We start from the raw sequence: 24871 nt of genomic DNA, 5'->3' as shown, positions 1-24871 counted from the left end.
GCCCGGTCCCAGGCCTCGTGGGCCTACGCGATACACCCTGGCGAGCTGACGGTCGCCGGCAAGTTCGTCCCTGAGTCTCACGTACGTCACCGTGCCCTCGGTCAGCCGCGAAAGGCGCGGGAATCGGCCTCGACCGGCTGTTGCCGTGGAACGACACGATCCTCGCCCGCACTCCTCGTCGGCCGCGGCCCGGTCATTCCCTTACAGGTTCTTCCGCGGGCGCCGCCGTCCGGATGCACCGAACGAGGCCCAGGCACAGGCGGTCACCCGCTTGGACGCATGGCGACGTCCCAAGGGCGTTCCGGGTCGCCTCGCGCACTCTTTCCGTCCCAGGCGCTGGTGCACGCTTGGGCGAGCCCTCAGCGCGAACACCTCCACCTCAGGCGCTCGTGTCGCCGGCCCAGTCGAAGCGGTCCGGGGCGTCGGGGCGTGGCTGGTAGAGGGAGCGGCCCGTGGTGCCGTAGCGACCGAGGCCGGTCTCGAGGGCGGCACCGGCGCGGACGCGCTCGGGGGACCAGCCGGTGATGTCGAGCAGGAGGCCGTCGAGCGGGCCTCCGGTCAGTTCCGCGTAGTCGCGGCCCTGCTGCGGGCCTCGGCGCGGGTCGTCGTGGTCCTGGCCGTAGACCCGGCCGCGCATCAGCTCCTCGTCGTGATCCATGGGGATAGGTTCACATCCCGCACTGACAGTCACGAAGAGTGAGGCTGCCGGGCGCTGAGCGCGGCCGGGCCCCGTCGTCCTGGTGCCGGGCGCTCGGCGCGGCCGGGCCCCGTCGTCCTGGTGCCCGCTCGGGCCGGTACCGAGGCCGGGGCCGACGACAGACCAGTGGCGGGCCGGTGCGGTCACGGGCGGCGGCCGATGCCGCGAGCGCTGCGGCGGATGCGAAGCCCCTTGGCGTGCTCAGCCCGCAGTTGAGGTCGTGGAAACCGCGGCCGGCCGCCGCTGGAGGTCGTGGAAACCTCGGCAGGCCGCAGGCGGAGGTCGTGGGCACCGCGGCCGGCCACCGCCGCCCCGAGCGCGCCTCTCACAGTCCCGGCCGTCCGTTCGGACGGCCGCATCTGTCGTGCCCGAGCGGCGCCGGGAGCGGGCCACCCGGGCCCGTCCCGGATGAGCGCTCCAGATGTCCGGATTCCCCCTGTCTCGACGTGAGCCAGGTCACTCTCCGTGAATCGATGCGCATGGATCGCAGGGTCGAGGGCAGGCGGGCGATTCGCCGGGCAACCGGCAGGGGGACTCTGAGAACGGAAGGCCAGACGTCACGTGACGGCAGTACGACAGACCATCCATGTGGGCGGAGAGTGGCGCGCAGCCCTGTCCGGCGCCACGCGCGAGATCATCGACCCCGCCGACGAGACCACCTTCGCGGTCGTCTCCGAGGGCGGGGTGCAGGACACGGACGACGCCGTCGCCGCGGGACGGGCCGCCTTCGACGCCGGTTCCTGGCCTCGTACGCCGGTCGCCGAGCGCGCTGCCCTGCTGCGCCGCGTCGCCGGGCTGCTGGAGCGCGACCGCGAACGGATCGGCGCACTGGAGAGCCAGGACGCCGGCAAGACCCTGGAGGAGGGCCGGGTCGACGTCGACTGCGTCCGCGACGCGTTCCTCTACTTCGCCGACCTCGTGGCGAAGGAGGACGGCGGACGGGTCGTCGATGCGGGGTCGGACGAGATCCGCAGCGTCGTGGTGCACGAGCCCGTCGGAGTCTGCGCCCTCATCACACCCTGGAACTACCCGCTGCTCCAGGCCAGCTGGAAGATCGCGCCCGCTCTCGCCGCCGGCAACACGTTCGTGATCAAGCCCAGCGAGGTCACACCCCTGAGCACCGTCGTCCTGGTCGAACTGCTCCTGGAGGCCGGACTGCCCCTCGGCGCCGCCAACATCGTGACCGGCCCCGGCGACACCGTAGGTGCCCGGCTCGCCGAGCACCCCGACGTCGACCTCGTGTCGTTCACCGGCGGGCTCGTCAGCGGTACGAAGGTGGCCAGGGCGGCCGCCGACAGTGTCAAGAAGGTCGCCCTCGAGCTCGGCGGAAAGAACCCCAACGTCGTCTTCGCCGACGCCTGCTCGACGTTCGAGGGCTTCGACACCGCCGTCGACCAGGCACTCAACGCCGCCTTCATCCACAGCGGCCAGGTCTGCTCCGCCGGCTCCCGCCTCATCGTCGAGGAGTCACTGCGCGAGCGCTTCGTCACCGAACTCGCCCACCGAGCAGGCCACATCCGGCTCGGCCGCGGCACCGACCAGGGGGTCGAGTGCGGCCCGCTGGTCTCCGCCGCCCAGTTGGCGAGGACCGAGGAATACGTCGCCTCCGCCCTCGGCGAAGGAGCCGTGCTGCTCGCCGGCGGCGAGCGGCCCACCGGACCCGGCTACTTCTACCGGCCCACGGTCCTGGACCACTGCCACCGCCGCATGCGGGTCGTCCGCGAAGAGGTCTTCGGTCCGGTCCTGACCGTGGAGACCTTCCGCACCGAGGAAGAGGCCGTCGCCCTCGCCAACGACACGGAGTTCGGCCTCGCCGGCGCCGTCTGGACCTCCGACGGCGACCGCGCCCGGCGGGTCGCCGCCCGGCTGCGCCACGGCACCGTCTGGATCAACGACTTCCACCCGTACCTGCCGCAGGCCGAATGGGGCGGCTTCGGAAAGTCCGGCATCGGCCGCGAACTCGGCCCCAGCGGTCTCGCCGAGTACCGCGAGACCAAGCACATCTACCAGAACCTCGCTCCGCGCCCCGTGCGCTGGTTCGCGGGCGAGACGCAGAAGGACCAGGCATGAACGACCAGCACGTGTACGACTATGTCGTCGTCGGCGGCGGAACAGCGGGTTCGGTGATCGCCTCCCGGCTGACGGAGGACCCGGACGTCACCGTCGCCGTCATCGAAGGCGGCCCGAGCGACGTCGGCCGCGACGACGTCCTCACCCTGCGTCGCTGGATGGGCCTCCTCGGTGGCGAGCTGGACTACGACTACCCCACCACCGAGCAGCCCCGGGGCAACTCGCACATCCGCCACAGCCGCGCCCGCGTGCTGGGCGGCTGTTCCTCGCACAACACCCTCATCGCCTTCAAGCCGCTGCCGTCCGACTGGGACGAATGGGCCGAGGCCGGTGCCGAGGGCTGGGACTCCGCGGCCATGGACCCCTACTTCGCCCGGCTGCGCAACAACATCGTCCCCGTGGACGAGGCCGACCGGAACGCGATCGCCCGGGACTTCGTCGACGCCGCCCGGACCGCCCTCGGTGTGCCCCGCGTCGAGGGATTCAACAAGCAGCCCTTCCACGAGGGCGTCGGCTTCTTCGACCTCGCGTACCACCCCGAGAACAACAAGCGCTCCTCCGCGTCCGTCGCCTACCTGCACCCGTTCCTGGACCGGCCCAACCTGCACATCGCCCTGGAGACCTGGGCGTTCAGGCTGGAGCTGGAGGGCACCCGCGCCACCGGCGTGCACATCCGCACCAAGGACGGCGCGGAGCACGTCGTGCGCGCCCGGCGCGAGGTCCTGGTGTGCGCGGGCGCCGTGGACACCCCACGTCTGCTGCTGCACTCCGGCATCGGGCCGCGTGCCGACCTGGAGAAGCTCGGCATACCCGTCGTGCACGACCTGCCGGGCGTCGGGGAGAACCTGCTCGACCATCCCGAGTCGGTCATCGTCTGGGAGACCCACGGGCCGATCCCCGAGAACTCGGCCATGGACTCCGACGCGGGACTGTTCGTCCGCCGGGATCCGGCGGCCGAGGGGCCGGACCTGATGTTCCACTTCTACCAGATCCCCTTCACCGACAATCCCGAGCGGCTGGGCTACGAACGGCCCGCGCACGGCGTGTCGATGACCCCCAACATCCCCAAGCCGCGCAGCCGCGGCCGGCTCTACCTGACCAGCGCCGACCCCGCGGAGAAGCCCGCACTCGACTTCCGGTACTTCACCGACGAGGACGACTACGACGGCCGGACCCTCGTCGACGGCATTCGCATCGCGCGGCAGATCGCGGCGAGCGAACCACTGGCCGGCTGGCTGAAGCGCGAGGTGTGCCCGGGGCCCGAGGTCACCTCCGACGAGGAACTGAGCGCCTACGCCCGCCACGTCGCGCACACCGTCTACCACCCGGCCGGCACCTGCCGGATGGGAGCCGTCGACGACGAACTCGCCGTCGTCGCACCCGACCTGAGGATCCGGGGTCTCGAGGGCATCCGGATCGCCGACGCGTCCGTCTTCCCGACCATGACCGCCGTCAACCCCATGATCGGCGTGCTCATGGTCGGCGAGAAATGCGCCGACCTGCTGGGAGGCACCACCCGATGAACACACCCCACACACCCCACACCGCGCCCACCCCGCCGCACACCACGCCCCGGGACCGGGCCCCGAGCGCGGAACGGCCGGTCTTCGCCGTCCGCGACCTGTGGAAGGTCTTCGGCCCGAAGGCCGAGCGCGTGCCCGCCGACGAGGAACTCGCACGGCTCGACGCCGCCGAGCTGCGCGAGCGGACCGGTTGCACCGCCGCCGTCCGCGGCGTGTCCTTCGACGTCCGCAAGGGCGAGGTCTTCGTGGTCATGGGCCTGTCGGGCTCGGGCAAGTCGACCCTCGTACGCTGCCTGACCCGGCTCATCGAGCCCACATCGGGCACCATCTCCATCGACGGCGAGGACGTCCTGTCCATGGACGCCGGCCGGCTCCGCGAACTGCGCCGGCACCGGGCGGCGATGGTCTTCCAGCACTTCGGACTGCTGCCGCACCGTACGGTGCTCGACAACATCGCGTACGGCCTCGAGATCCAGGGTGTGGGACGCGGTGAAAGACGCGAGCGGGCGGCGGAGTTCGTCGTCAAGGTCGGCCTCGAGGGCATGGAGAACCGCAGGCCGGGACAGTTGTCCGGCGGCCAGCAGCAGCGGGTCGGGCTGGCCCGCGCACTCGCCGTGGATCCCGAAGTCCTCCTGTTCGACGAACCGTTCAGCGCGCTGGACCCGCTCATCCGGCGGGACATGCAGGAGGAGGTCGTCCGCCTGCACCGTGAGGAGGGCCGCACGATGGTCTTCATCACGCACGACCTGACCGAGGCACTGAGGCTCGGCGACCGCATCGCGCTGATGCGCGACGGCCGTGTCGTGCAGCTGGGCACGCCGGAGGAGATCGTGGGCACACCCGCCGACGACTACGTCAGGGACTTCGTCCGGGACGTGCCGCGCGAGCAGGTGCTCACGGTCCGCTCCGCGATGCGCCCCGCGCTCGCCGACGAGAGCGAGACCGGCCCGGCCCTCGCTCCCGGCGCCACCGTCCACGAGGCGATCGAAGCCGTCGCGCGCACGGGCGAGACCGTGCGTGTCGTCGAGAACGGCCGGTGCCTCGGCGTGGTCGACCACCGAGGGCTCCTCGGTGTCGTCGCCGGGCACCCGGCGGCGGGAAGGGCGGTGGCCTGATGTACTCCCATACGACCTGGCCGCCGCCGTGCGGCACGACCGGTGCCGGCGCCCGGGCAGATCGCCGCACCGGACCCTCGGGTTCCTTCCCCGGCGTCCCGCGGGCCGCGGGACGCACCTTCGCTCACCCGGGCGACCGGCCGGAAGCCCCCCTCAGGCCGCCGGGCCGGACGCGCACCGCGGGGCGGTGGGACCGATGACCGTCACCGTCTCCCCGGCGCCTCCCGGCCGCACGAGCACCGGCGGGGCCGGGACCGGCACCGCCGGGTCCGGCGCCCTGCGCGCGCTCACGGCGCACCGCGGACGTCTGATCGGCGTCGGCACGGCCCTCGCGCTCGTCCTCGGCGGCGTCTTCCTGGGCGGCGGCAGCTGGCCGGGGGCGCTGGCCGTCGACGTGTCCGGGCCGCTCGGGCGCAGCAGCGACTGGATCATCGACAACCGCGACAGTCACCCGCTGTTCCTCTACTTCTTCGGCCACGTCAGCAACATCGTCGTCGTCTCCGTCCGCGCGGTGTACCTGCTGCTGCTCGCCGCCGGCTGGGCGGGCGTCACCGCGGGAGTGGGCCTCGTGGCCTGGCGGGTCGCGGGCGTCCGGCTCGCCCTGGCCTCCGTCGCCGCCTTCGCCGCGTGCGGACTGCTCGGCATGTGGGTGCCCACCATGCAGACGCTCGCGCTGATGGTGGTCGCCGTCGCCGCATCGGTGCTGCTCGGTGGTCTCCTCGGGCTCGCCGCCGGGCTGTCGGACCGCATGCACCGGCTCCTGCGCCCGGTGCTCGACACCATGCAGGTGCTGCCGGCCTTCGCGTATCTGCTCCCCGTCGTCCTGGTCTTCGGAATCGGCGTACCCGCGGCCGTCCTCGCGACCGTCGTCTACGCCGCCCCGCCCATGGCGCGCCTCACCGCGCTCGGACTGCGCGGCGCGGACCCCGGCGTCATGGAGGCCGCCGAGTCCCTCGGCGCCACCGGGCGGCAGCGGCTGCTGACCGCCCGGCTGCCGCTGGCCCGCAAGGAACTGCTGCTCGGCATCAACCAGTCGATCATGATGGCGCTCGGGATGGCCGTGATCGCCTCCGTGATCGGAGCGGGCGGCCTCGGTGACCGCGTCTACCAGGCGCTGGCCTCCGTGGACGTCGGTGCCGCCCTCGCCGCCGGGACGCCGGTCGTGCTCCTCGCCGTCGTCCTGGACCGCGTCACCGCCGCGGCGGGACGGACGATCGGCACTGCCCCGGACCCCCGGGCCAAGCTCGGCCGCGTCGTCGCCCTGGTGGTGACCGCCGCCGTCGCCCTCGCGGGCCACGTGTCCGGTCGGCTCTCCTGGCCCGCCGCGTGGACGGTGGACGTCGCCGCTCCCGTCAACACGGCGGTGGACTGGATGACCGGCCATCTCTACTCCGGCGTGCCCGTCGTCGGTGGTACGGCCGACTGGGCGGGGCGCTTCACGACCTGGGTCCTCAACCCCCTGCGTGACGGGCTGCAGTGGCTGCCCTGGTGGGCGGTCCTGCTGGGGGTCGGCGCGCTCGCCCTGCTCATCGGCACCTGGCGCACCGCCGCGACCGCCGTCCTCGCCATGGCCGCGATCGGCGTACTCGGTGTCTGGGGCCCGGCTCTCGACACGCTGTCCCAGGTTCTCGCGGCCGTGTCCGTGACCCTGCTGCTCGGCGTGACCCTCGGCATCGCCGCCGCCCGCCGAGACCGGCTGGGCCGCGCGCTGCGTCCGGTGCTCGACGTCTTCCAGACGCTGCCCCAGTTCGTCTACCTGATCCCCGTGGTGGCCCTGTTCGGCGTGGGCCGCGCCCCCGCGGTCGCGGCCGCCGTGGTCTACGCGCTGCCCGCGGTGGTACGCATCACCGCCCAGGGTGTCCGCGCGGTGGACCCGGCCGCCCTGGAGTCCGCCCGCTCGCTGGGCGCGACCGGACGCCAGCAACTGTTCCAGGTCCAACTGCCGCTGGCGCGGCCCGCGCTGCTGCTCGCCGTGAACCAGGGCGTGGTGCTGGTCCTCGCCGTCGTCGTCATCGGCGGCCTCGTGGGCGGTGGCGCGCTCGGTTACGACGCGGTCTTCGGCCTCGCCCGGGGTGACCTGGCGACCGGTCTGGTGGCCGGCGCGGCGATGGTCTGCCTCGGTCTGACGCTGGACCGCGTGACCCAGCCCACGGAACGCCGTGACCTCACCGCAAAGGGGGCCTGAGATGGCTCGCACACGTCTTGTCGCCCTCGCGACCGCCGTGGCCCTGACGGCCCTGACCGGCTGCGGCGCCGCCGACATGACCCGTCAGACCTCCCCGTACGCCGACGCCGAGGGCTCCCGCACGGTGACGCTTTCCGTGCAGTCGTGGGTGGGGGCCCAGGCCAACGTGGCCGTCGCGCAGTACCTGCTGGAGCACGAACTCGGCTACCGCGTGGACACCGTGCAGATCGACGAGGTGCCCGCCTGGGACGCACTCAGCCAAGGCCGGGTGGACGCCATCCTGGAGGACTGGGGGCACCCCGATCAGGAGAAGCGGTACATCGACGACAAGGGGACGATCGAGCGCGGTGGCGATCTCGGAGTCACCGGCCACATCGGCTGGTTCGTGCCCACGTACTTCGCCGCGAAGCACCCGGACGTCACCGACTGGAAGAACCTGAACAAGTACGCCGACGCGTTCCGTACCGCGGAGAGCGGCGGCAAGGGCCAGCTGATGGACGGCTCCCCGTCCTACGTCACGAACGACAAGGCGCTCGTGGACAACCTCGGCCTGGACTACCAGGTCGTGTTCGCGGGCTCGGAGGCGGCGCAGATCACGCAGATCAAGCAGTTCGCCGCCGAGAAGAAGCCTTTCCTGACCTATTGGTACAAGCCCCAGTGGCTGTTCGAGAAGGTGCCGATGACGGAGGTGAAGCTGCCCGCCTACAAGGAGGACTGCGACGCCGACCCGGAGAAGGTGGCCTGCGCGTACCCGCACACCCCACTGCAGAAGTTCCTCAACGGCCGCTTCGCAAAGGGCGGAGGGGACGCCGCGGCCTTCCTGAAGAAGTTCCGGTGGACGACCGACATGCAGAACGACGTCGCCCTGATGATCGCGGAGCAGAAGTTGTCGCCCCAGGAGGCCGCCGCCCGATGGGTGAAAAACAACGAGTCCACCTGGCGGGCGTGGTTGCCGTCCTGACGCACGTGCGGCGGACCGGTCGCGAAGACCGGCCCGCCGCGCCGCACAGGGCCGAGGGAGGTCCGCGTGGAGCGTGAGCGCCGGACCAGGTGCCGAACTTCCGCGACGCCTCCCCGCCACTGCCCGGCTACGGGTCGGAATGACATGCAGCACATCCCCCACCCGTTCGGGCGCATATCCACACGCGCAAATCTTGTCGCACCTGCCTCGCACCACCGACCGCCGGCCGCACTTCCCACTCGCGACGTAATGACCGGAATTTCCGGCCGCGTGTACTAGGCTCCGCCGCTAGCGATCACATGATCCCCCCGATCGGTAGGAGGCCAGATGCTCGGCGTGCTCGTGACTTTCGCGCAGACCGACAAGTTCGATCGTTCAACTGTCGCAAAGATTGCCGGCGAACTCCGAGGGCCGTTCGAAGGAATGGCCGGCCTGCGCTTCAAGAGCTTCATGCTCGACGAAGACGGCGCTCAGGCGAAGAACTTCTATGTGTGGGACGACGAGGAGAAAGGCCGCTCCTTCTTCACGGAGGAGCTCGTCGGTAAAGTGACGGAGGTTTACGGCGTCCGACCCACAATCGAGTACTTCGACGTCGTGGGGTTCGTCGACAACTCCGGCACCTGATCCTCAAGGAGGCGCGCAGAACGCGCGGGCCGCGTCGCCCCACCGGGAAAGGGGTGTGACGCAGGTCACCGGAAAAGGGTGACAGGGTGTTGTCGCGAGGGGATGCGACCGTCGACCCATGACGATCACAGATGAGGACTGCCTCGCCGAGACCCTGGCGTTCAACGCCCAGTTCGAGGCTACCGCCGCGAGCCGCCCGCCTCGTGGGCAGGCACCGGATACAGACGTGCTGGCGCTGCTGCGGCGCAACCGGCTCGGTGGCGACACGCCACCGGTGCTCCTGCCGCAAGGTCAGGACCGCATCGTGGCCGGCGGGGTGAAGGTGCGAGTCTTCGTGCCGGACCACGTCGACGGCGTGTACCTGCACATACACGGTGGCGCCTGGGCCTTCGGCTCCGCTGACGGGCAGGACGAGAGGCTGTGGCGGCTTGCCGTGCAAGCCCGGCTGGCCGTGTTGAGCGTGGACTACCGCCTGGCACCTGAGCACCCGTTCCCCGCCGGGCCCGACGACTGCGAAGCCGCTGCCCGTTGGCTGGTGGACCACGCCGAGGCCGAGTTCGGTACCGGACGGCTGTTGATCGGTGGCGAGTCGGCCGGGGCACACCTGAGTCTCCTGACCCTGCTGCGGCTCCGTGACCGGCAGGGCCTCGTCGGCGCGTTCCGTGCGGCCCATCTGGCCTTCGGCCCGTACGACCTGTCGATGACACCGAGCCAGCGGCAGTTCGGCTCCCGGCCGTTGCTGAGCAACTCCGACTCGCTTCGCGGAAGCTACGAGCTCTTCACTCCGGGTATGGGCCCGGAGGCCCGCCGCGACCCCGAGGTCTCGCCGCTGTACGCCGATCTGACCGGCATGCCGTCCGCCCGGATCGTCGTCGGCGATCAGGATCCGCTGCTGGACGACTCGCTCTTCCTGGCCCAGCGGTGGCAGGCGGCCGGGTCGCCCGTGCGACTCGGCGTCGTCGCGGGCGCGATGCACGGCTTCACCCTGTTCCCGACGACCGTCACCGCACGTGAACGGCAGCGGGAACGGGACTTCCTGGCCGACGCGTGACGGTAGCGTCGGCCGTATGAACCGCACCCCTCGGCTCTACGCGCTGGTGGAAGAGCTGCGCGCGGCGGCGCCGCGATCCCTGACCGTCGCCGCGCTCGCCGCGCGGTTCGAGGTGAGCACACGCACGGTGCAGCGCGATCTCCAGGCGTTGATGGAGGCGGGGGTCCCGGTGCGCACCACAACCGGGCGGGGCGGCGGCTGGTCGATCGACCCGGCGATGACTCTCCCGCCGATCGGCTTCACCGCCGAAGAGGCCGCTGCGCTGGTCGCCGCGCTCGCCAGCGCCGACGCATCCGCCGCCCCCTACAGCGGCGCGGTCCGTACGGCGTCCCAGAAGATCGCGGCCTCCATGACCGGTTCCGCCTCGACGGCGGCGCGGCAACTCGCCGCCCGGATCGTCGCGCTGCCGGCGCGGACCCCGGACTCGGTCCGGACCGCGGTGGAGCAGGCTCTGACCGACAGCACGGTGCTGCGGCTGTCCTACGTCGACGCGGCCGGGCAGGCGAGCGACCGCACCGTCGAGCCGGCCGGACTGCTCACCGCCGACGGCAAGTGGTACGTCATCGCCTGGTGCCGCACCAGGCAGGCCGGCCGGGGCTTCCGACTGGACCGGATCACCGCGGCGCATCCGACCGGTGAGCAGGCTCAGAGGCATGACCTGGCCGACCTACTGATCGGCTCGTCCGCCGCCGACTCGGGGCAGCCCACTGCGCTGGCTCCGCTCGTATCCCCGCCGTGACGACCGGCCTTGAGAGAGCGCCGGCACCTCGCGAGCACTGATCCGCGCGGACCGGCGACCGTGCCGGGTCCGGGCTCCCGCGTCTCGGAGCACGCAGGTCCGGTGGCCAAGCCCTCGGGCCGAGTCGGGCCGGGTAGAGGTCACCCAGGTCACCCAGGGCGGCCGCACGGTGGCGCCGGGGGAGACCCGGGGGCCGTTCCACGTCCGACGGCCCCGCCGATCCGCCCCATCCACCGGCCGCGTCGACCGGGCCCGTGGTCGACGGCCTGCCACGAGGGACGCCGGTGCCGTGAGCCGAGCCGGTCACGATCGCTCTTTACGAAAGACGCCAGGTTTATTGCTGCGACTCCTGCGGAGGGAGGGCGTGGTCCGTATCCCAAGTAAAGGCACGTCTCGGGCGGAATGCGGATGACGGGCGTGTATTCACGGGGCATGGGGGAGTGCCGGGTCGGGTCTGTTACCCAAAGCGATGTCGGATTCCGTGTGCTCCAGCGCGATCCTCGCCGCGCCGATCGCGACGGAGTCGTTGCCGAGGCCGGAGGCCACCACCTCGGGCGGATAGAGGCACGCTCTGTTCAAGTGCTCCTGGATGGGTTCGACCAGGTAGGCGCCGCCGCTCGACAGGGAGCCTCCGATGATGACCATCTCCGGGTCGAAGGGGCCCACCACCGTCACCAGGCCCTCCGCGAGCCCCACCGCGAGTGCCGTCACCGCGTCCGCCGCCCGCTGGTCGCCCGCGGAGGCCCTGGTGAAGGCGAACTCCGCGGCCTGGGCCGGCGAGCGCAGCTCTCCCGGCTCGACCGACATCGCGAAGTCCATGACGGGCCCGAAGACCTGCCACAGACCGGTGGCGTGTTCCGCGATCTCGCCCGAGGCCGAGTGGGCCCCGCGGTACGGCTTCCCTCCGATGAGCATCCCCAGTGACATGCGGTTGCCCGCGAAGAGATAGAGCACGTCCTTGCGTTCGACGGCGGCGCCGCGCCACTGTTCGGCCAGGACGGCGAGCCGCACGTCGTTCTCGACCACCACGGGCGTCGAGATCCGCCGGGACAGCTCGTCCTGGAGCCCTAGGCCCGACCATCCGGACAGGACGGAGCTCTTCACGACCCGCCCCCTGTCGTCCACGACCCCGGTGGTGCCGACCCCCACGGCCATGGGCCGCTGGCCCAGCGCCTCGGAACACTCCGCGACGAAGCGCTCGATCGCGTCGAGGCGCTCGTCCGCGGTCATGTCGGGGAAGATCGCCGCCTTGCTGGACTGCACGACCCGCCCGCTCAGGTCCGCCCCGACGGCCTGCAGCCGGTAGGCGCCCACGCTCAGTCCGAGGACCCGCCCGGCGGATGAGCGGAACCGGTAGCGCTTGGCGGGGCGGCCGCGCATCCCGCGCTCCTGGCCGCATTCCTCGGCCCACCCCTGCTCCAGCAGCTCTTCCATGATCGTCTCGACGGTCGGCCTGGAGACCTGCACCAGCTGGGCCAACTCGGTCAGCGTCGTCGCCTCGCGGTGCCGCAGGACGCGCAGTACTGCGGCGGAGTTCAGCCGTCGCAGGAGGGAGGCGTCACCGCCGTGATGGTTCATGGAACGCATCCTACTTACGAAAGTTCGAGAAGAAACCGGGAGTCACCGATGTCGTAGGAGGATGGGCTCCGTCCTCCGACCGGCTGCCGCGAATGCGTTGGCACGCAGGGCTGCTGGGGGCACTGGGGGCAGTCGCGGGCGGACACGTCCCCTCCACGCCATGCCCCTTCGCGACCTCCACCCCTGCCACTTAGCCAAAGTATTTGCATATAGGTATTGACCGCTGCGCGCCGCGAACGGTTGACTCCTGCCTCATCCACACGAAGCCCGGAGGTGTCGGGGTGATGCCTCGGCTCCGGTGCCGTCCCGCGGGCACCTGACCGCACACTCCGGTCCTTCGCCGTCCTCTTCCCCCTCACCACCCGCCACAGGAGGTGAATGTGTCGGCCGCCGCATCAGCCACGCCCCGTCCGGACACCCCTCGACACGACCCGCCGCGCGACAGGCGCACCCGCCCCCCTTCCGCGGACAGGACCACGGGTCGCGGGCTCCCGGCCCGACGGCCCCTCCGCGAACGCCTCACGCGCGACCGGATGTTGCTGCTCCTGTGCGTGCCCGGCGTCCTGTACTTCGCGGTGTTCTTCTACCTCCCGCTGGCGGGCAACGTCATCGCCTTCCAGGACTACCAGACGTATCTGGGTTTCCAGGAGAGCCCGTTCGTCGGCTGGAGCAACTTCACCGCGCTCCTGGAACAGCCCGAGTTCTGGTCCGCCGTCTGGAACACCCTGGAGATCAGCGTCGTCCAGCTGTTCCTCTACTTCCCGGCGCCCGTCGCCCTCGCCCTCTTCCTCAACTCCCTGATCAGCAGCAGGACCCGGCGGTTCCTGCAGACGGTGGTCTACCTGCCGCACTTCCTGTCCTGGGTCGTCGTCGTCGGCATGTTCCAGCAGGTCTTCGGTGGCGCGGGCACGGTGACGAGCCTTCTCCACGACAACGGCGTCTCCCTCGGCAACATCATGAACAACCCCGACACGTTCATCCTTCTGCTCACCTCCCAGGCCGTGTGGAAGGACGCCGGCTGGGGCGCGATCATCTTCCTCGCCGCGATGGCCTCCATCGACAACTCGCTCTACGAGTCCGCGGCGATGGACGGCGCCGGCCGACTGCGCCGCATGTGGCACATCACCCTGCCCGGCATCCGCCCCGTAATGATCATGCTGCTCATCCTGCGGCTCGGCGACATCCTGTCCGTCGGTTTCGAGCAGATGCTGCTCCAGCGCGACGCGGTCGGCGCGGAAGCGGCCGAAGTGCTCGACACCTACGTCTACTTCCACGGCGTCGTCGACGGCGACTGGGGGATGTCCACCGCCGCCGGCCTGATGAAGGGCGTCATCGGATTCGTCCTGATCGTCCTCGCGAACAAACTCGCTCACCGCCTCGGCGAGCAGGGGGTCTACCGATGAGCATGGTCCCGCTTTCGACGCGCTTCGGCCGCGGCCGGCGCGGCCGCCGCCCGCCCGGGCGCCCGGCCTGGATGGAGCAGCCCAGCCGGGCGGGCCAGGGGCTCAAACTCCTCGTCGTCGTCGCGATGACCGTCGCGGTCGGCTATCCGTTCCTGCTCGCCATCGGCACCAGCCTCTCGACCAAGGCCGAACTGGCGGCCAACGGCGGCTACGTCCTCTTCCCGACGCATCCCACCCTGGAGGCCTACCGGGTGGTGCTCTCCGGTGGCGTCGTCACCCGTGCCGCGCTGGTCAGCGTCGGCATCACCCTCGTCGGCACCGCACTGAGCCTGCTGTGCACGATCTGCCTCGCGTACGGCCTCTCGCGGCCCGGGACCTTCGCCGGGAAGCCGCTGCTCCTCGTCGTGGTGGGCACCTTCCTCTTCACACCGGGCATCATCCCCAACTACCTGGTGACACAGGCACTCGGGCTGCTCGACACCTACGGCGCCATGGTCGTGCCCATCATGCTGAACGCCTTCAACGTCATCGTGGTGCGGGCGTTCTTCCAGGGCATCCCGGAAGAGCTGCACGAGGCCGCCCGCCTCGACGGCGCCGGCGAGCTGAAGGTGCTGCTGAAGATCGTGCTCCCGCTGTCCAAGGCGGTGATCGCCGTCGTCGGAATGTTCTACGCGGTCACGTACTGGAACAGCTTCTTCAACGCGATGCTCTACATCAACGATCCGGACAAGCTGCCGCTGCAGGTCGTCCTGCGCTCGTACGTCCTCCAGGGCGACACGTTCAACGCCAAGGCGATGGGCGTCAGCGTGCTCCCGGCCAGCACCTCGCTGTCGATGGCCGTGCTCGTCCTCGCGGTCCTGCCGATCATGGCCGTCTACCCCTTCCTGCAGAAGTACTTCGCCAAGGGCGTCCTCACCGGCGCGATCAAGGCCTGAGCCCACCGGCCCGCCATCCCGTCGCCCATGGCCCCTCGCCCCGGCGCTCCACCCGCCCCTCCGCCTTCCCCACGCCCCCTCACCTCCCCGTCGCCCTGTCCCGTGCGCCCCTCCCCACCTCAAGGAGAGCCATGTCCCCCAGCCATCTCGACCGTCGTGGATTCCTCGGCGCGGCCGGCGCCGCCGGCCTGACCGTCGCGGGCGGCGGTGCCCTCGCCGCCTGCAGCACCGGAACAGGAGCGTCCGGTGGCGGCGCGGAGGCCTCGGCCAGGCTCGAACTGCCGGCCTACGTGCCTGCGAAGGTCGCCGCGCCGGACCTGCCCGGCAACGGCCAGGGGCTGGACCCCGCGTACCTGCGCTACCCCAAGGACCCCACCCGCAGCGTCTCCGCGATGCCCGGTGACGGCAAGCCGGTGAGCGTCCTGACGGAGACGTTCACCACCGCCGCACCGGCGATGGACCGCAACGCGTACTGGCAGGAGCTCAACAAGCGGCTCGGTTCGGAACTGCGCATGACCATCGTCAACGGCCTCGGTGCCGAGGACGTCTACCGCGCGAAGTTCAACGCGACCGTCGCGGGCGGCGACCTGCCCGACCTGATGTGGTTCCCTCCGAACCAGGGCCTGAAGAACGTCCCCGCCCTCCTGCGGGCCAAGTTCCACGACCTGACGCCGTACCTGGGGGGAGAGGCCGTCAAGAAGTACCCCAACCTGGCCAACATCCCCGACTTCGCCTGGCGAACCGCCGTCTTCAACGGCAGGATCTGGGGTGTCGCCGTACCGTACGGCCGCATGGGACAGGTCTACGTCGCCAACGAGGACTTCTGGAAGCCCGTTGGTGGACCGCGGTTCGACAGCGCCCAGGACTTCCTCGACAAGGGCAAGGAACTGCTCGACACCAAGCGCAAGAAGTACGTGCTGGAGCCCGCCTACGTCAACCACCTCAACCAGTTCGCCCTGTGGTACGGCGCCCCGAACGGCTGGCGGCTGGACGGAGGCAGGCTCACCCACGCGTTCGAGACGGACGAGTTCTTCGCCGGACTCGAGTTCGCACTCAAGTGCCGGCAGGCGGATCTTTTCTGGCCGGACCCCAACCTCGCCACCACGCTGGAGAAGCTGGAGGGCGGATTCCTCGGCGCCCACGTCCAGTCCTTCCCCGGGTTCCTCAACGACAGCGCCATGTACGACTGGCCCGCCAGGATCATCGCCCCCTTCGCCGCGGAACCGGGTGCCAAGCCGAGCTTCAACTTCGGCTACGGCTCCGTCGGGTTCACCGCCATCAGCAACAAGGTGCCCAAGGAGCGCATCGAGACCCTGCTCCAGATCATGAACTACCTCTGCGCGCCCTTCGGCTCCGAGGAGCGCCTGTTCCTCGACTACGGCCTCGAAGGCACCCACCACACCCACACCAGGGACGGAGACGTCACGCTCAACACCAAGGGCAACGCCGAGGTGCTCACCACCCGGCAGGCCATCACCTTCTTCGGAAACGCCCCCCAGGTCCTCTATCTGCCCGGCAAGCCGCAGATCACGAGCTCCATCCACCGGACCGAGGTCGAACTGATGAAGATCGCCCGCGTCAACCCCACCACGGGCCTCTTCTCCGACACCAACTCGAACAAGGGAGCCTCCGCGTCCGGCGACTTCTACAGCGCCCTCACCGACCTCGTGGCAGGCCGCAAGCCGCTTGCCTCGTTCAAGAAGGAGATCCTTCCCGCGTGGAGGCGGACCGCGGGCGACGCCACGCGCCGCGAGTTCGAGAAGGCCCTCGCCAAGGACGGTGCCAAGTGACCGACGACCTGCGCATCGGCGTCATCGGCCTCGGGCTCCGGCGCAACCTCGCCGTCTCCGCGCATCGTCCGGGCCGTGGCTCGGTCGTCGCCGCAGTCGCCGACACCGACCCGGCGGTCCGGAGCGGAGTCCCCGATCGTTTCCCCGGCGCGACGGCGTTCGGTGACCACCGGGCGCTCCTCGACGACGACACGATCGACGCCGTCATCGTCGCCACCCCCGACGACACGCATGAAGCGGTCGCCCGCGACGCCCTGGAAGCGGGCAAGGCGACCTACGTGGAGAAGCCCCTGGGCATCACCGTCGAGCACTGCGACACCATTCTGCGCACCGCTCACGAGACCGGGAGCCGTCTCTACGTCGGACACAACATGCGGCACATGGGCGTCGTCCGGCTGATGCGCGACATCATCGCCCGCGGCGACATCGGTGAGCCGAAGACCGTGTGGGTACGGCACTTCGTCTCGTACGGCGGTGACTACTACTTCAAGGACTGGCACGCCGACCGCCGCCGCACCACCGGGCTGCTGCTGCAGAAGGCGGCGCACGACATCGACGTGATCCACTGGCTGGCCGGCGGCTACACCCAGCGCGTCAACGCCCTCGGAGACCTCATGGTGTACGGAGACCTGCCGCGTCGCGCGCCCGGCACACCACGCCCCGAGGGCTGGCTGCGTCAGTTCGAATGGCCGCCGCGCGAGCGCGGGAACCTGCACCACATCGTGGACGTCGAGGACGTCTCCGTGATGAACATGCGTCTGGACAACGGCGTCGTGGCGGCCTACCAGCAGTGTCATTTCAGCCCCGACTACTGGCGCAACTACACCGTCATCGGGACCGAGGGCCGACTGGAGAACTTCGGCGACCGCCCGGGCGACGAAGTCCGCGTCTGGAACACCGGACCGACCGACTACCGCGCCGACGCCGACGCCGTCCACCAGGTGCCGGACGCCCACGGCGGCCACGGCGGCGCCGACGAACGCATCGTCGACGAGTTCTGCCGCTTCGCCCGCGACGGCGGAGCCACGGACACCTCACCCGTCGCCGCCCGCATGAGCGTGGCCGCCGGAGTCATGGCGACCCGCTCGCTGCGCGAGAACGGCACGGCCTACGAGGTGCCCCCGCTGGACCAGGACCTGGCCACCTACTTCGCGAACGGCCAGCAGCGGCCGAGGGGGCGCGCCTAGGAACAGCAGCGGCCGGCGGGGCGCACCTGGGAACAGCAGCGGCCGATGGGGCGCACCTAGGAACAGCAGCTGCTCTCCTGCCGGCCCCGGCAGCGGCCGTGGGGGACAGCGACGCGCGGACCCCGGTGATCGGCCACCTGTCCCGTGGCGGCCGGCGCATGGGCCTGAGCATCGCCCTGGCCGCGTAGCGCTGTCTACGGGCGGCGGGGGGTCTGCTCGGTCAGCACGCTGGTGGCGCGCTCCAACAGGGCGCAGAGGGCGGCGTGTTCCTCGGGCGCGAAGGCCCTGGCGAGGGCGCGCTCGAGGACGATGACCTCCTGGTAGGCGTTGTCCAGCACGGTACGGCCCTGGTCGGTCAAGGAGGTGAGGAGCACCTTGGCATGGGCCGGCGACGGCGTGCGGGTGATGAGGCCCTTCTTGTGCAGGCCGGTCAGGACCGTAGCCATCGTCTGCTGGGTCACGCCGCACGCCCGGGCGAGTTGCGCACCGGACAGGTCCGGTTCGGCCGAGAGCGCAAGCAGCACGGTGTACTGCGTCATGGTCAGACCGTGGCCCCGCAGGACTGCCTCGTGGTGGCCCATCAGGGCCTGCTCGGCGCGCCGGATACGGCCGCAGAGATAGTCCTCGGCAGGGGTCCCGGCCTTGTGGCTCGCGGCCTCGCCGGCCGTCGATCCCACCACTTGAATCAGCTCCCTTAGTTGACTCAGCATGCTGATACGCATACGGTCGGTGCATCCGCCTGTATCAGCATACTGATTCACCTGGGAGCAGAGGCATGAAGGCTGTCGTCCTCGACACCGACAACCGGTTCCGCCTGACCGAACTCGACCGGCCCCTGCCGGGCCCCGGCGAGGTCGCCATCGCCGTCGGCTACGCCGGGATCCAATGGGGCGACGTGCTCGTGCGTCGCGGTCACTTCCCGGTGTCGCGGCCCTTCGTCGCCGGATTCGAGGCCGCAGGGCGGGTCGTCGGTGTCGGCCCGGGTGTCGACGAGGCCCTGCTGGGCCGGGCGGTCACCGCTCTGACCGGCGGGGGCGCTTTCGCGGAGGTGGTGACCGCCCCGGCCACGCTCACCTTCGACGCCGAGGGGCTCGATCCGCGCACCGCCGCCGCGTTCGGCTGGGCGACCCCGACCGCGTACGACCTGATCCACACGGTCACGCGGGTGCGGCCGGGCGAGCGCGTCCTGGTCCACGCGGCGGCCGGCGGCGTGGGCACCATGGCCGTCCAGTTCGCCCGGGCCGCCGGAGCCGGCCGGATCGTCGGTGTGGTCGGCGACGCCGAACGGGCCGCCTACGCCGCTCGGTTCGGGTACGACGACCTTGTCACCAGGGCGGAGTTCGCCGACGTCTCGGACGGGCCGGCCGGGGAGGTGTTCGACGTCGTCCTCGACCCGGTGGGCGGCCCCACGCGTCTGGCCGGCCTGCTGCGGCTGGCCCCGCACGGCCGGCTGGCCATGTACGGCGCCCTGGCCGGCTCCGCACCCGCGCTGCTGGACAGTGACGAACTGCTGATGAGCGGCCGGTCCGCGCTCTCCTATAACAGTGACCTGCTCAGCCGGACCCACCCCGAACGGTTCGCCGACGGTGCCCGGCGCGCTCTGCGGGCCGTAGTGGAGGGCTCCGTCCGGCCGGATGTGACCGCCGAATACGAGATGGCCGACCTCGACGAAGCCGTGAGCCGTCTCGCCGCGGGGAAGACGCTCGGCAAGAGCGTCCTGAGGATCGCGCCGTAGGCAGGGGGCGTGACGGTCTCGCGCAGGTCGAGCCGAGCGGCGTGAGTCCGGCGGAGTGACCGCGCGTCCGTGCGCCCGCCACGGTGCAACGGTCTGCTCCCTGGTAAGGGCCCCTCTGGTAGGGGGATCCTCGCCGATCGGCCGTCAAGAAGCCTTCGTCCCGTAGGTGCCTTCTCGTGGACGGCTCTGGCGCGGCAGGCGGCTGGAAGTGTCTGCCGCCGTGTACTGGCCGGCGCCGCACAGCGCGCCGGCATGCCGCCAGGGCTCCGACCGGGGAGCGGTCGGAGCCCTGGCGGCGAAAGGGGCGGCTCAGTGCCTGAAGGAGTCCTTGATGTCCTCCTTGGCGTGGCGGGCGTTGCCCTTGGCCTGCTCGGCCTGTCCCTCGGCGGTCATGCGCTCGTTGCCGACCGCGCGGCCGACGGTCTCCTTGGCCTTGCCCTTGGCCTGCTCGGCGTGGGCCTTGCTCTTCTCCGTACCCGACATGGGGACCTCCTCGTCAAAGTAACCGGCTTGGTCTTGGACCCCTCCTGCTCGCCGAATCCCTTCCTAAACACCCCGTCCGCGACCGTCGTTCCGCGGCGTCAGGGGAGACCCGTGAGCGGCGGCGGCGATTCCACTTCCCTTTGAAATCGAACACGTGTTTTAGTGGAGGGGTGGAGCACTACCCCTTCCCTCGCGATCTTGTCCATACTCAGAAGGCCTGGTCGGCGACCTATGCCGCGCTGGCAGCCGTGGGCGACGGCAGCAGCACGGTGCTGCGGCGGCGTCTGCTGCACCTGTCTGTCGAGCTGTGGTGGCATCCGTTCTGGCAGACCCCCGGCGCCGGGCCCGCGGCCCGCGTGGAACTGCGTGAGCTCGCCCGCGCGGGACGCGGTGAGGGGGAGCGTGCGGCATGACCCCGCCCAACGCGATCATGCACGTGCGCTGCCGGCCGGATACCGGTCCCGAGACGTACCGCGTGCTGCTTGATGTCCTCGGCGAGGTCTCCCCGGTTGTCCCGCCTGTGGCGCCGGGTGGCGCGCTCGTGCGGGCCGGCGCGATGCCGCGTCCGCACCGCGCGGACCCCGGCCCACTCGCCTCCCAGGACCGCGTCGGCGTTCTGTTGCACGGCAGCCAGGTGCGGATCGGTGTCGCGGCCACGGTGGCCACCGCCGTGAGCGGCGCGACCGCCTCGACCCGCACCGGCCCGCCCGGGGTGTTGTGGCTGCCCGACGAGCGCGCGGTGTGCGACTTCCCGGCCCCGTTCGACATCGGCGACCTGTACAGCGTCGGCACCACGACGGCCGCGACGCTGCGTGCCTACGGCCTGCGTGCCTACTGCCTGACCGCCATCGGTGCTCTCGCCGCGACGGACGAGAGCGTGGTGTACCGGCTCGTCGGGAGACAGGGCCGTGTCCTGCGCCGGCGTGCCCGGGGCGGCGACCGCCGCCCGGTCGTCGCCCGCGGCATGCCGGTGGCCGCCACCGTCAGCCATGTCTTCGACCGCGACATGCTCGACCCCGCGGCTCTGCGCGCCGCGCTCCTCGACCTCGTCGCCTCCCTCGCCGAACGTGTCCGCGGCCGCGACCAGGTCACGCGTGCGGTCACCCTCGCGGTCCGCGTCGCGGACGGTTCGCGCGTGGAGCGGACCCGCCGCCTGCTCGCACCCTCCGCCCACACCGACGACCTGCGCACCGCACTCTGGCGGATCTGGGACGGCATTGCCCACCAGCGTCCCCGCATCCGCGCCCTGACCCTGACCGCCGGGGAACTCGCCCCCGCCGACGCCGGCCCGGGCGCGCAGCTATCCCGCGACCCCGCACCCGGGGCACGCCACCCGGTGGACCCCGTGGCGTATGCGGTCAACGCGCAGTCCGGCCGGGCCCCGTGGCGCGACGGCCGCCGTCCGGCTGGGTCAAAGTTGTGTCGCTCTTTGTGAGGCGAGGAAACGGTTCCGCCCTTCCGTGCGCGGCTGGGCCGCAGAAATGATCATGGGGCCCCGGCCGCCGCCGGGATCTGACCCTCTGCCCCGAGGTGGCATCCCGTGATCCTCGTCATCGTCGTCGCTGTGCTGGCCCTGCTCGCAGGACTGGCCGCCAACCGTTGGCTCCGACCGAGACTGGTCAACGCCAACGACGACGAAGGCATGGCCGTCAAGGACCTCGTCGGCCCGCTGCTGACGATGACCGTCCTGCTGCTCTCCTTCGTCCTGGTGACCGCCAACGGCTCCTACGGCAAAGCGGAGGTCGCCTCACGCGGCGAGGCCCGCGCCCTGGACCAGCTCGTCGAGACCGCCGAACACGCCCCCGCCACGGAGCGGGCACGTATCCAGGCGGGCGCCGTCTGTTACGCCCGTGCCGTCCGCTTCCAGGAGTGGTCCGCCATGGCCGACGGCAACGGCTCACCCGCCCCCAGTGTCTGGTCGACCGGCTTTCGCAAGACCTTCGAGAACCTGGCCGGCCAGCCGGTCTTCGGGATGCTCGTCGCCGCGGACAACAAACGCTCCGACGAACGTGAGGAACGCCTGACGCAGGCCACTTCCAGCATCCCCAGCACCATCTTCTGGTTCCTGCTCGCCACCCTCGTCATCACCGTCACCGCCCTCGGGATCTGCCTGCCCAGGAGGAACAACAGGGGCCAGATCATCACCCTCGTCGTGATCACCGCTCTGCTGACCACAGCCCTGGTCATCATCCGCGACGTCGACCGGCCCTTCGGCGGCATCATCAACATCCCACCGACCGCCATGGGGGAGACCGAGCGACAGGCGCACCGCGACTTCGCCGCCAACGGCCCTGCCGCCGATCTGCCCTGCGACGCCGTGGGAAACCGCACCACCTGACCCCGCGGCGCCGGGCCTGACGCACGTGGTCGCCGCAGCGTAGTCGCGCGTCTTTCGGTGCCGACGGGAGGAATCCGGAGCCGGACAGCGGACCGGCCCGCACAACACCACGAGTGCGGGCCGGTCTTCACCCTGCCCGGGCCCTCGCGGACGGGGGAGGCCGCGGGGCCCTGATGGAGCGGCCATGTCTCCGCTCCCCTCCCGCATGCCCGCGAACCCCGCCTCCATGCCCCCCGGTTTTTCCCGGAAAGACATTGTTTCGGGTCCGCTTTCGGGGGCAGGTGGGCGGCAGCGTCGCCGTCTGCGAACAACCCCCCGAGTCGTGGGCGGCGGCGACGGGCTCGTGTGCCGCCTGCGTTTCCTCCCCTTCCCGCAGGCGGCACCGCTCGTCACGGCCGTGCTCGGGCGACTGCCCCGCGAGGACGCCGCGGTCTCTTCCCCGCCGTGTTCTTGGCGTCGCCTTCTTCGCCGCAGCCTTCTTCTTGACCGCACGAACGAGCCGGTGTTTCCGTACCTCCGCGGTGGGCAGGCGGCGGGTATGGACCAGCCGAAGACCTCCGGCCCGTGCCGGCTGCTGTTGGTGCGGCACGCCAAGGCCGTACCGAAGGATCAGCTGATCGACGACTTCGACCGGCCGTTGAGCGCGCGCGGAAAGGCCGATGCACCGCGGACGGGCCGCTGGCTCGCGGACCGCGGTCTCGCGCCCGACCTGGTGCTGTGCTCTCCGTCCCGCAGGACGCGGCAGACCTGGCAGCTCGCGGTCGCCGCGCTGGAGTACCCGCCGCCTGCCGTGTACGACGAGCGGCTCTACAACGCGGCCCCGAGCATGCTCGTCACGGTGCTGGCGGAGCGGGCGAACGGTCTCGGCTCCCTGGCGCTGGTCGGCCACAACTCGGGCATCCACGAGCTGGCCGCCGGCCTGTGCGGTAGCGGACCCCCGGACCTTCTGGAGCGGGTGAAGGCGAAATTCCCGACCTCGGGCGTGGTGGTGGTGGATGTTCCCGGCGGGTGGGGGCTGGCCCCCGGCAGCGGGACCGTAGAGGCCGTCTGGTCACCGGCCGACTGACCCCAGGAACAGGCGGGTGGCGGACCGTCGCCAGGTACGTCGACTCCGGGCGACCGTCGCCAGGTACGTCGACTCCGGGCGCTTCACTCGGCTCGGACCGCAGGAGCCGCAGAACCGCGCGTTCGACGCGGCCGTGGGTAGCCGGCCGGCCGAAGGCGCCGTCGTCGCCCAGCGTGCCAAGGGCGGCGGCGACGGTCTTCCCCTCCTCGTAGAGTTCGATGACGCGCGGGTGGATGTAGGACGCCCGGCACACGGCGGGCGTGTTCCCCAGGTAGCCGCTGACCTCGCGTACGGCGCGGGCCACGGCCCGGCCCCGGCGGGCGGGGGAGGAGCCGGCGGTGCCCTCGGAAATGGCGAGGGCGACCGCGGCCAGCACCGTGGCGTACCACGTCCTGAAGTCCTTCGCCGTCACGTCCTGACCGGACCGGTCCCGCAGGTACGCGTTGAGGTCATCGGCGTGGAGTTCGTGCCACGCCCCGTGTTCCCAGTACACGAACAGCCTCGGGCCGGGCTCCCTGCGCCGGAGCAGTGCCCGGATCACCGCGTGGGCTTGTTCGTCCACGAGGGTGCGCGTGACCTCTTTGCCGGACTTGGCCGGGAAGCGCAGACGGATCTCGCCGTCGCGACACGTGGCGTGTTCCCGTCGCAGGGTCGTGAGCCCGAAGCTCCCGTTGTCGCGGGCGTAACTCTCTCCGCCGACGCGGAGGAACCCCAGGTCGAGGAGACGGGTCAGGCAGGCCAGCACCCGGACGCGGGTCAGGCCGCGCCCGTCCAGCTCCCTCGCCACGTGCTTCCTCAGACGGGGCAGCGAGCGGGCGACGCGCTGGACGTGCTCGTGCTTGGCCGCGTCCTGCTGGTCGCGGAAGTGCGGATGGTAGACGTACTGGCGCCGCCCGGCGGCATCCGTCCCGACTGCCTGGATGTGGCCGTTGGGCCAGGGGCAGATCCAGACGTCCTGCCAGGCCGGAGGGATCACGAGGGCGCGCACCCGTTCACGGTCCGCCGGGGACAGGGGGAGGCCGTCCGCGCCCAGGTAGCGGAACCCCCGGCCGTGGCGAACCCGACGCCACCCCGGCCCGTGCGTGGCGCTCGTCCGCAGGCGCACGGCCACCTTCGGTCAGTCCGCGTCCGCGTGGGCCTGCGTGCGCAGGGCCCACGTCGGGCTGTGTTCCGTCTGCTTCATGCCGGGCGCCTACCCCGCCACTGGCGGCGTACCCGGTGCCCGCGACGGCCGGGTCCGTGACGGCGGGTACGTGACGGCCGGCGCCGGCCGGCTCCCGGCCCGGGCGCGATGGGGCATCCCGGTGGGGCGGGTAGGTGGCGGAGGAGAACGGCCGAGGAGGTCTGGTTGGCGGGCCACAGCGCCGACCTGCGGACCGTTCCGTGGCGGA

General features: G+C 71.2%; 21 protein-coding genes and 1 pseudogene. 17 read left to right on the top strand and 5 right to left on the bottom strand.

Features of this window, described 5'->3' with window-relative positions; all coding sequences use genetic code 11:
- Positions 1–379: 379 nt before the first annotated feature.
- Positions 380–658, bottom strand: a complete 279-nt coding sequence (locus tag ACIRQF_RS00610; RefSeq protein ID WP_404087623.1) for a hypothetical protein — start codon at positions 656–658, stop codon at positions 380–382.
- 600 nt (positions 659–1258) lie between these two features.
- Between ACIRQF_RS00610 and ACIRQF_RS00605 the strand changes: the two genes are divergently transcribed.
- The 8 genes from ACIRQF_RS00605 (at position 1259) to ACIRQF_RS00570 (ending at position 10965) form a co-directional block, all read left to right on the top strand.
- Complete coding sequence (locus ACIRQF_RS00605) at positions 1259–2767, top strand: aldehyde dehydrogenase family protein (protein WP_404087621.1); 1509 nt, start codon at positions 1259–1261, stop codon at positions 2765–2767.
- The gene (locus tag ACIRQF_RS00600; RefSeq protein ID WP_404087619.1) at positions 2764–4290 is read left to right on the top strand and encodes a GMC family oxidoreductase; all 1527 of its coding nucleotides are present in this window, start codon (positions 2764–2766) and stop codon (positions 4288–4290) included. Before ACIRQF_RS00605 ends, ACIRQF_RS00600 begins: the two co-directional genes overlap by 4 nt.
- Positions 4287–5405 carry a glycine betaine/L-proline ABC transporter ATP-binding protein gene (locus ACIRQF_RS00595; RefSeq protein ID WP_404087617.1) on the top strand — a complete coding sequence of 373 codons (1119 nt, stop codon included), beginning with the start codon at positions 4287–4289 and terminating at the stop codon, positions 5403–5405. The genes ACIRQF_RS00600 and ACIRQF_RS00595 overlap by 4 nt, the downstream gene beginning before the upstream one ends.
- 196 nt (positions 5406–5601) lie before the next feature.
- Entirely contained in the window at positions 5602–7590 is a 1989-nt protein-coding gene (locus ACIRQF_RS00590) for an ABC transporter permease subunit (protein ID WP_404087615.1), read from the top strand.
- Position 7591: 1 nt separating this feature from the next.
- Positions 7592–8551 carry an ABC transporter substrate-binding protein gene (locus ACIRQF_RS00585; protein WP_404087613.1) on the top strand — a complete coding sequence of 320 codons (960 nt, stop codon included), beginning with the start codon at positions 7592–7594 and terminating at the stop codon, positions 8549–8551.
- A gap of 327 nt (positions 8552–8878) precedes the next feature.
- Positions 8879–9175: a hypothetical protein gene (locus ACIRQF_RS00580; protein WP_404087611.1), complete on the top strand. Its 297-nt coding sequence runs from the start codon at positions 8879–8881 to the stop codon at positions 9173–9175.
- Positions 9176–9293: 118 nt separating this feature from the next.
- Complete coding sequence (locus tag ACIRQF_RS00575) at positions 9294–10226, top strand: alpha/beta hydrolase (RefSeq protein WP_404087609.1); 933 nt, start codon at positions 9294–9296, stop codon at positions 10224–10226.
- A 16-nt stretch (positions 10227–10242) separates the two neighbouring features.
- On the top strand, positions 10243–10965 hold the full coding sequence (locus ACIRQF_RS00570; RefSeq protein WP_404087607.1) for a helix-turn-helix transcriptional regulator: 723 nt from the start codon (positions 10243–10245) through the stop codon (positions 10963–10965).
- A gap of 423 nt (positions 10966–11388) precedes the next feature.
- Here ACIRQF_RS00570 and ACIRQF_RS00565 read toward each other — a convergent pair whose 3' ends face one another.
- Complete coding sequence (locus ACIRQF_RS00565; RefSeq protein WP_404087605.1) at positions 11389–12543, bottom strand: ROK family protein; 1155 nt, start codon at positions 12541–12543, stop codon at positions 11389–11391.
- Positions 12544–13079: 536 nt separating this feature from the next.
- Here ACIRQF_RS00565 and ACIRQF_RS00560 point away from each other — a divergent pair.
- From ACIRQF_RS00560 to ACIRQF_RS00545, 4 genes are all read left to right on the top strand, one after another.
- Positions 13080–13946 (top strand): ABC transporter permease, encoded by an 867-nt coding sequence (locus tag ACIRQF_RS00560; protein ID WP_404089467.1) that lies wholly within the window; start codon positions 13080–13082, stop codon positions 13944–13946.
- A 2-nt stretch (positions 13947–13948) separates the two neighbouring features.
- Positions 13949–14881 (top strand): carbohydrate ABC transporter permease, encoded by a 933-nt coding sequence (locus ACIRQF_RS00555; protein WP_376634278.1) that lies wholly within the window; start codon positions 13949–13951, stop codon positions 14879–14881.
- Positions 14882–15012: 131 nt separating this feature from the next.
- Entirely contained in the window at positions 15013–16671 is a 1659-nt protein-coding gene (locus tag ACIRQF_RS00550) for a hypothetical protein (protein ID WP_404087603.1), read from the top strand.
- Entirely contained in the window at positions 16668–17858 is a 1191-nt protein-coding gene (locus ACIRQF_RS00545) for a Gfo/Idh/MocA family protein (protein WP_404087601.1), read from the top strand. The genes ACIRQF_RS00550 and ACIRQF_RS00545 overlap by 4 nt, the downstream gene beginning before the upstream one ends.
- A gap of 194 nt (positions 17859–18052) precedes the next feature.
- Here ACIRQF_RS00545 and ACIRQF_RS00540 read toward each other — a convergent pair whose 3' ends face one another.
- On the bottom strand, positions 18053–18538 hold the full coding sequence (locus tag ACIRQF_RS00540; protein WP_404087599.1) for a MarR family winged helix-turn-helix transcriptional regulator: 486 nt from the start codon (positions 18536–18538) through the stop codon (positions 18053–18055).
- 95 nt (positions 18539–18633) lie between these two features.
- Between ACIRQF_RS00540 and ACIRQF_RS00535 the strand changes: the two genes are divergently transcribed.
- Positions 18634–19593 (top strand): zinc-binding alcohol dehydrogenase family protein, encoded by a 960-nt coding sequence (locus tag ACIRQF_RS00535; RefSeq protein WP_404087597.1) that lies wholly within the window; start codon positions 18634–18636, stop codon positions 19591–19593.
- Positions 19594–19902: 309 nt separating this feature from the next.
- Here the strand turns inward: ACIRQF_RS00535 and ACIRQF_RS00530 are convergent, their stop codons facing one another.
- Complete coding sequence (locus ACIRQF_RS00530) at positions 19903–20076, bottom strand: CsbD family protein (RefSeq protein ID WP_403526067.1); 174 nt, start codon at positions 20074–20076, stop codon at positions 19903–19905.
- 170 nt (positions 20077–20246) lie between these two features.
- On the opposite strand from ACIRQF_RS00530, the gene ACIRQF_RS00525 reads away from it, so the two are divergent.
- From ACIRQF_RS00525 to ACIRQF_RS00510, 4 genes are all read left to right on the top strand, one after another.
- Positions 20247–20489, top strand: a complete 243-nt coding sequence (locus tag ACIRQF_RS00525; protein WP_389757458.1) for a hypothetical protein — start codon at positions 20247–20249, stop codon at positions 20487–20489.
- Entirely contained in the window at positions 20486–21511 is a 1026-nt protein-coding gene (locus tag ACIRQF_RS00520) for a hypothetical protein (protein WP_404087594.1), read from the top strand. The genes ACIRQF_RS00525 and ACIRQF_RS00520 overlap by 4 nt, the downstream gene beginning before the upstream one ends.
- A gap of 105 nt (positions 21512–21616) precedes the next feature.
- Positions 21617–22414: a hypothetical protein gene (locus tag ACIRQF_RS00515; RefSeq protein ID WP_404087592.1), complete on the top strand. Its 798-nt coding sequence runs from the start codon at positions 21617–21619 to the stop codon at positions 22412–22414.
- 538 nt (positions 22415–22952) lie between these two features.
- Entirely contained in the window at positions 22953–23480 is a 528-nt protein-coding gene (locus tag ACIRQF_RS00510; RefSeq protein WP_376634130.1) for a histidine phosphatase family protein, read from the top strand.
- A 91-nt stretch (positions 23481–23571) separates the two neighbouring features.
- On the opposite strand, the pseudogene ACIRQF_RS00505 reads toward ACIRQF_RS00510, so the two are convergent.
- Positions 23572–24585 (bottom strand): annotated as a pseudogene (locus tag ACIRQF_RS00505) (DNA topoisomerase IB); the annotation flags it as partial.
- Positions 24586–24871 lie beyond the last annotated feature (286 nt).

The sequence above is a fragment of the Streptomyces sp. NPDC101191 genome (assembly GCF_044767915.1).
In the GTDB taxonomy this organism is placed as follows: domain Bacteria; phylum Actinomycetota; class Actinomycetes; order Streptomycetales; family Streptomycetaceae; genus Streptomyces.
Note: the sequence above shows the minus strand (reverse complement) of the source record. Positions and strands in the feature narration are given on the sequence as shown.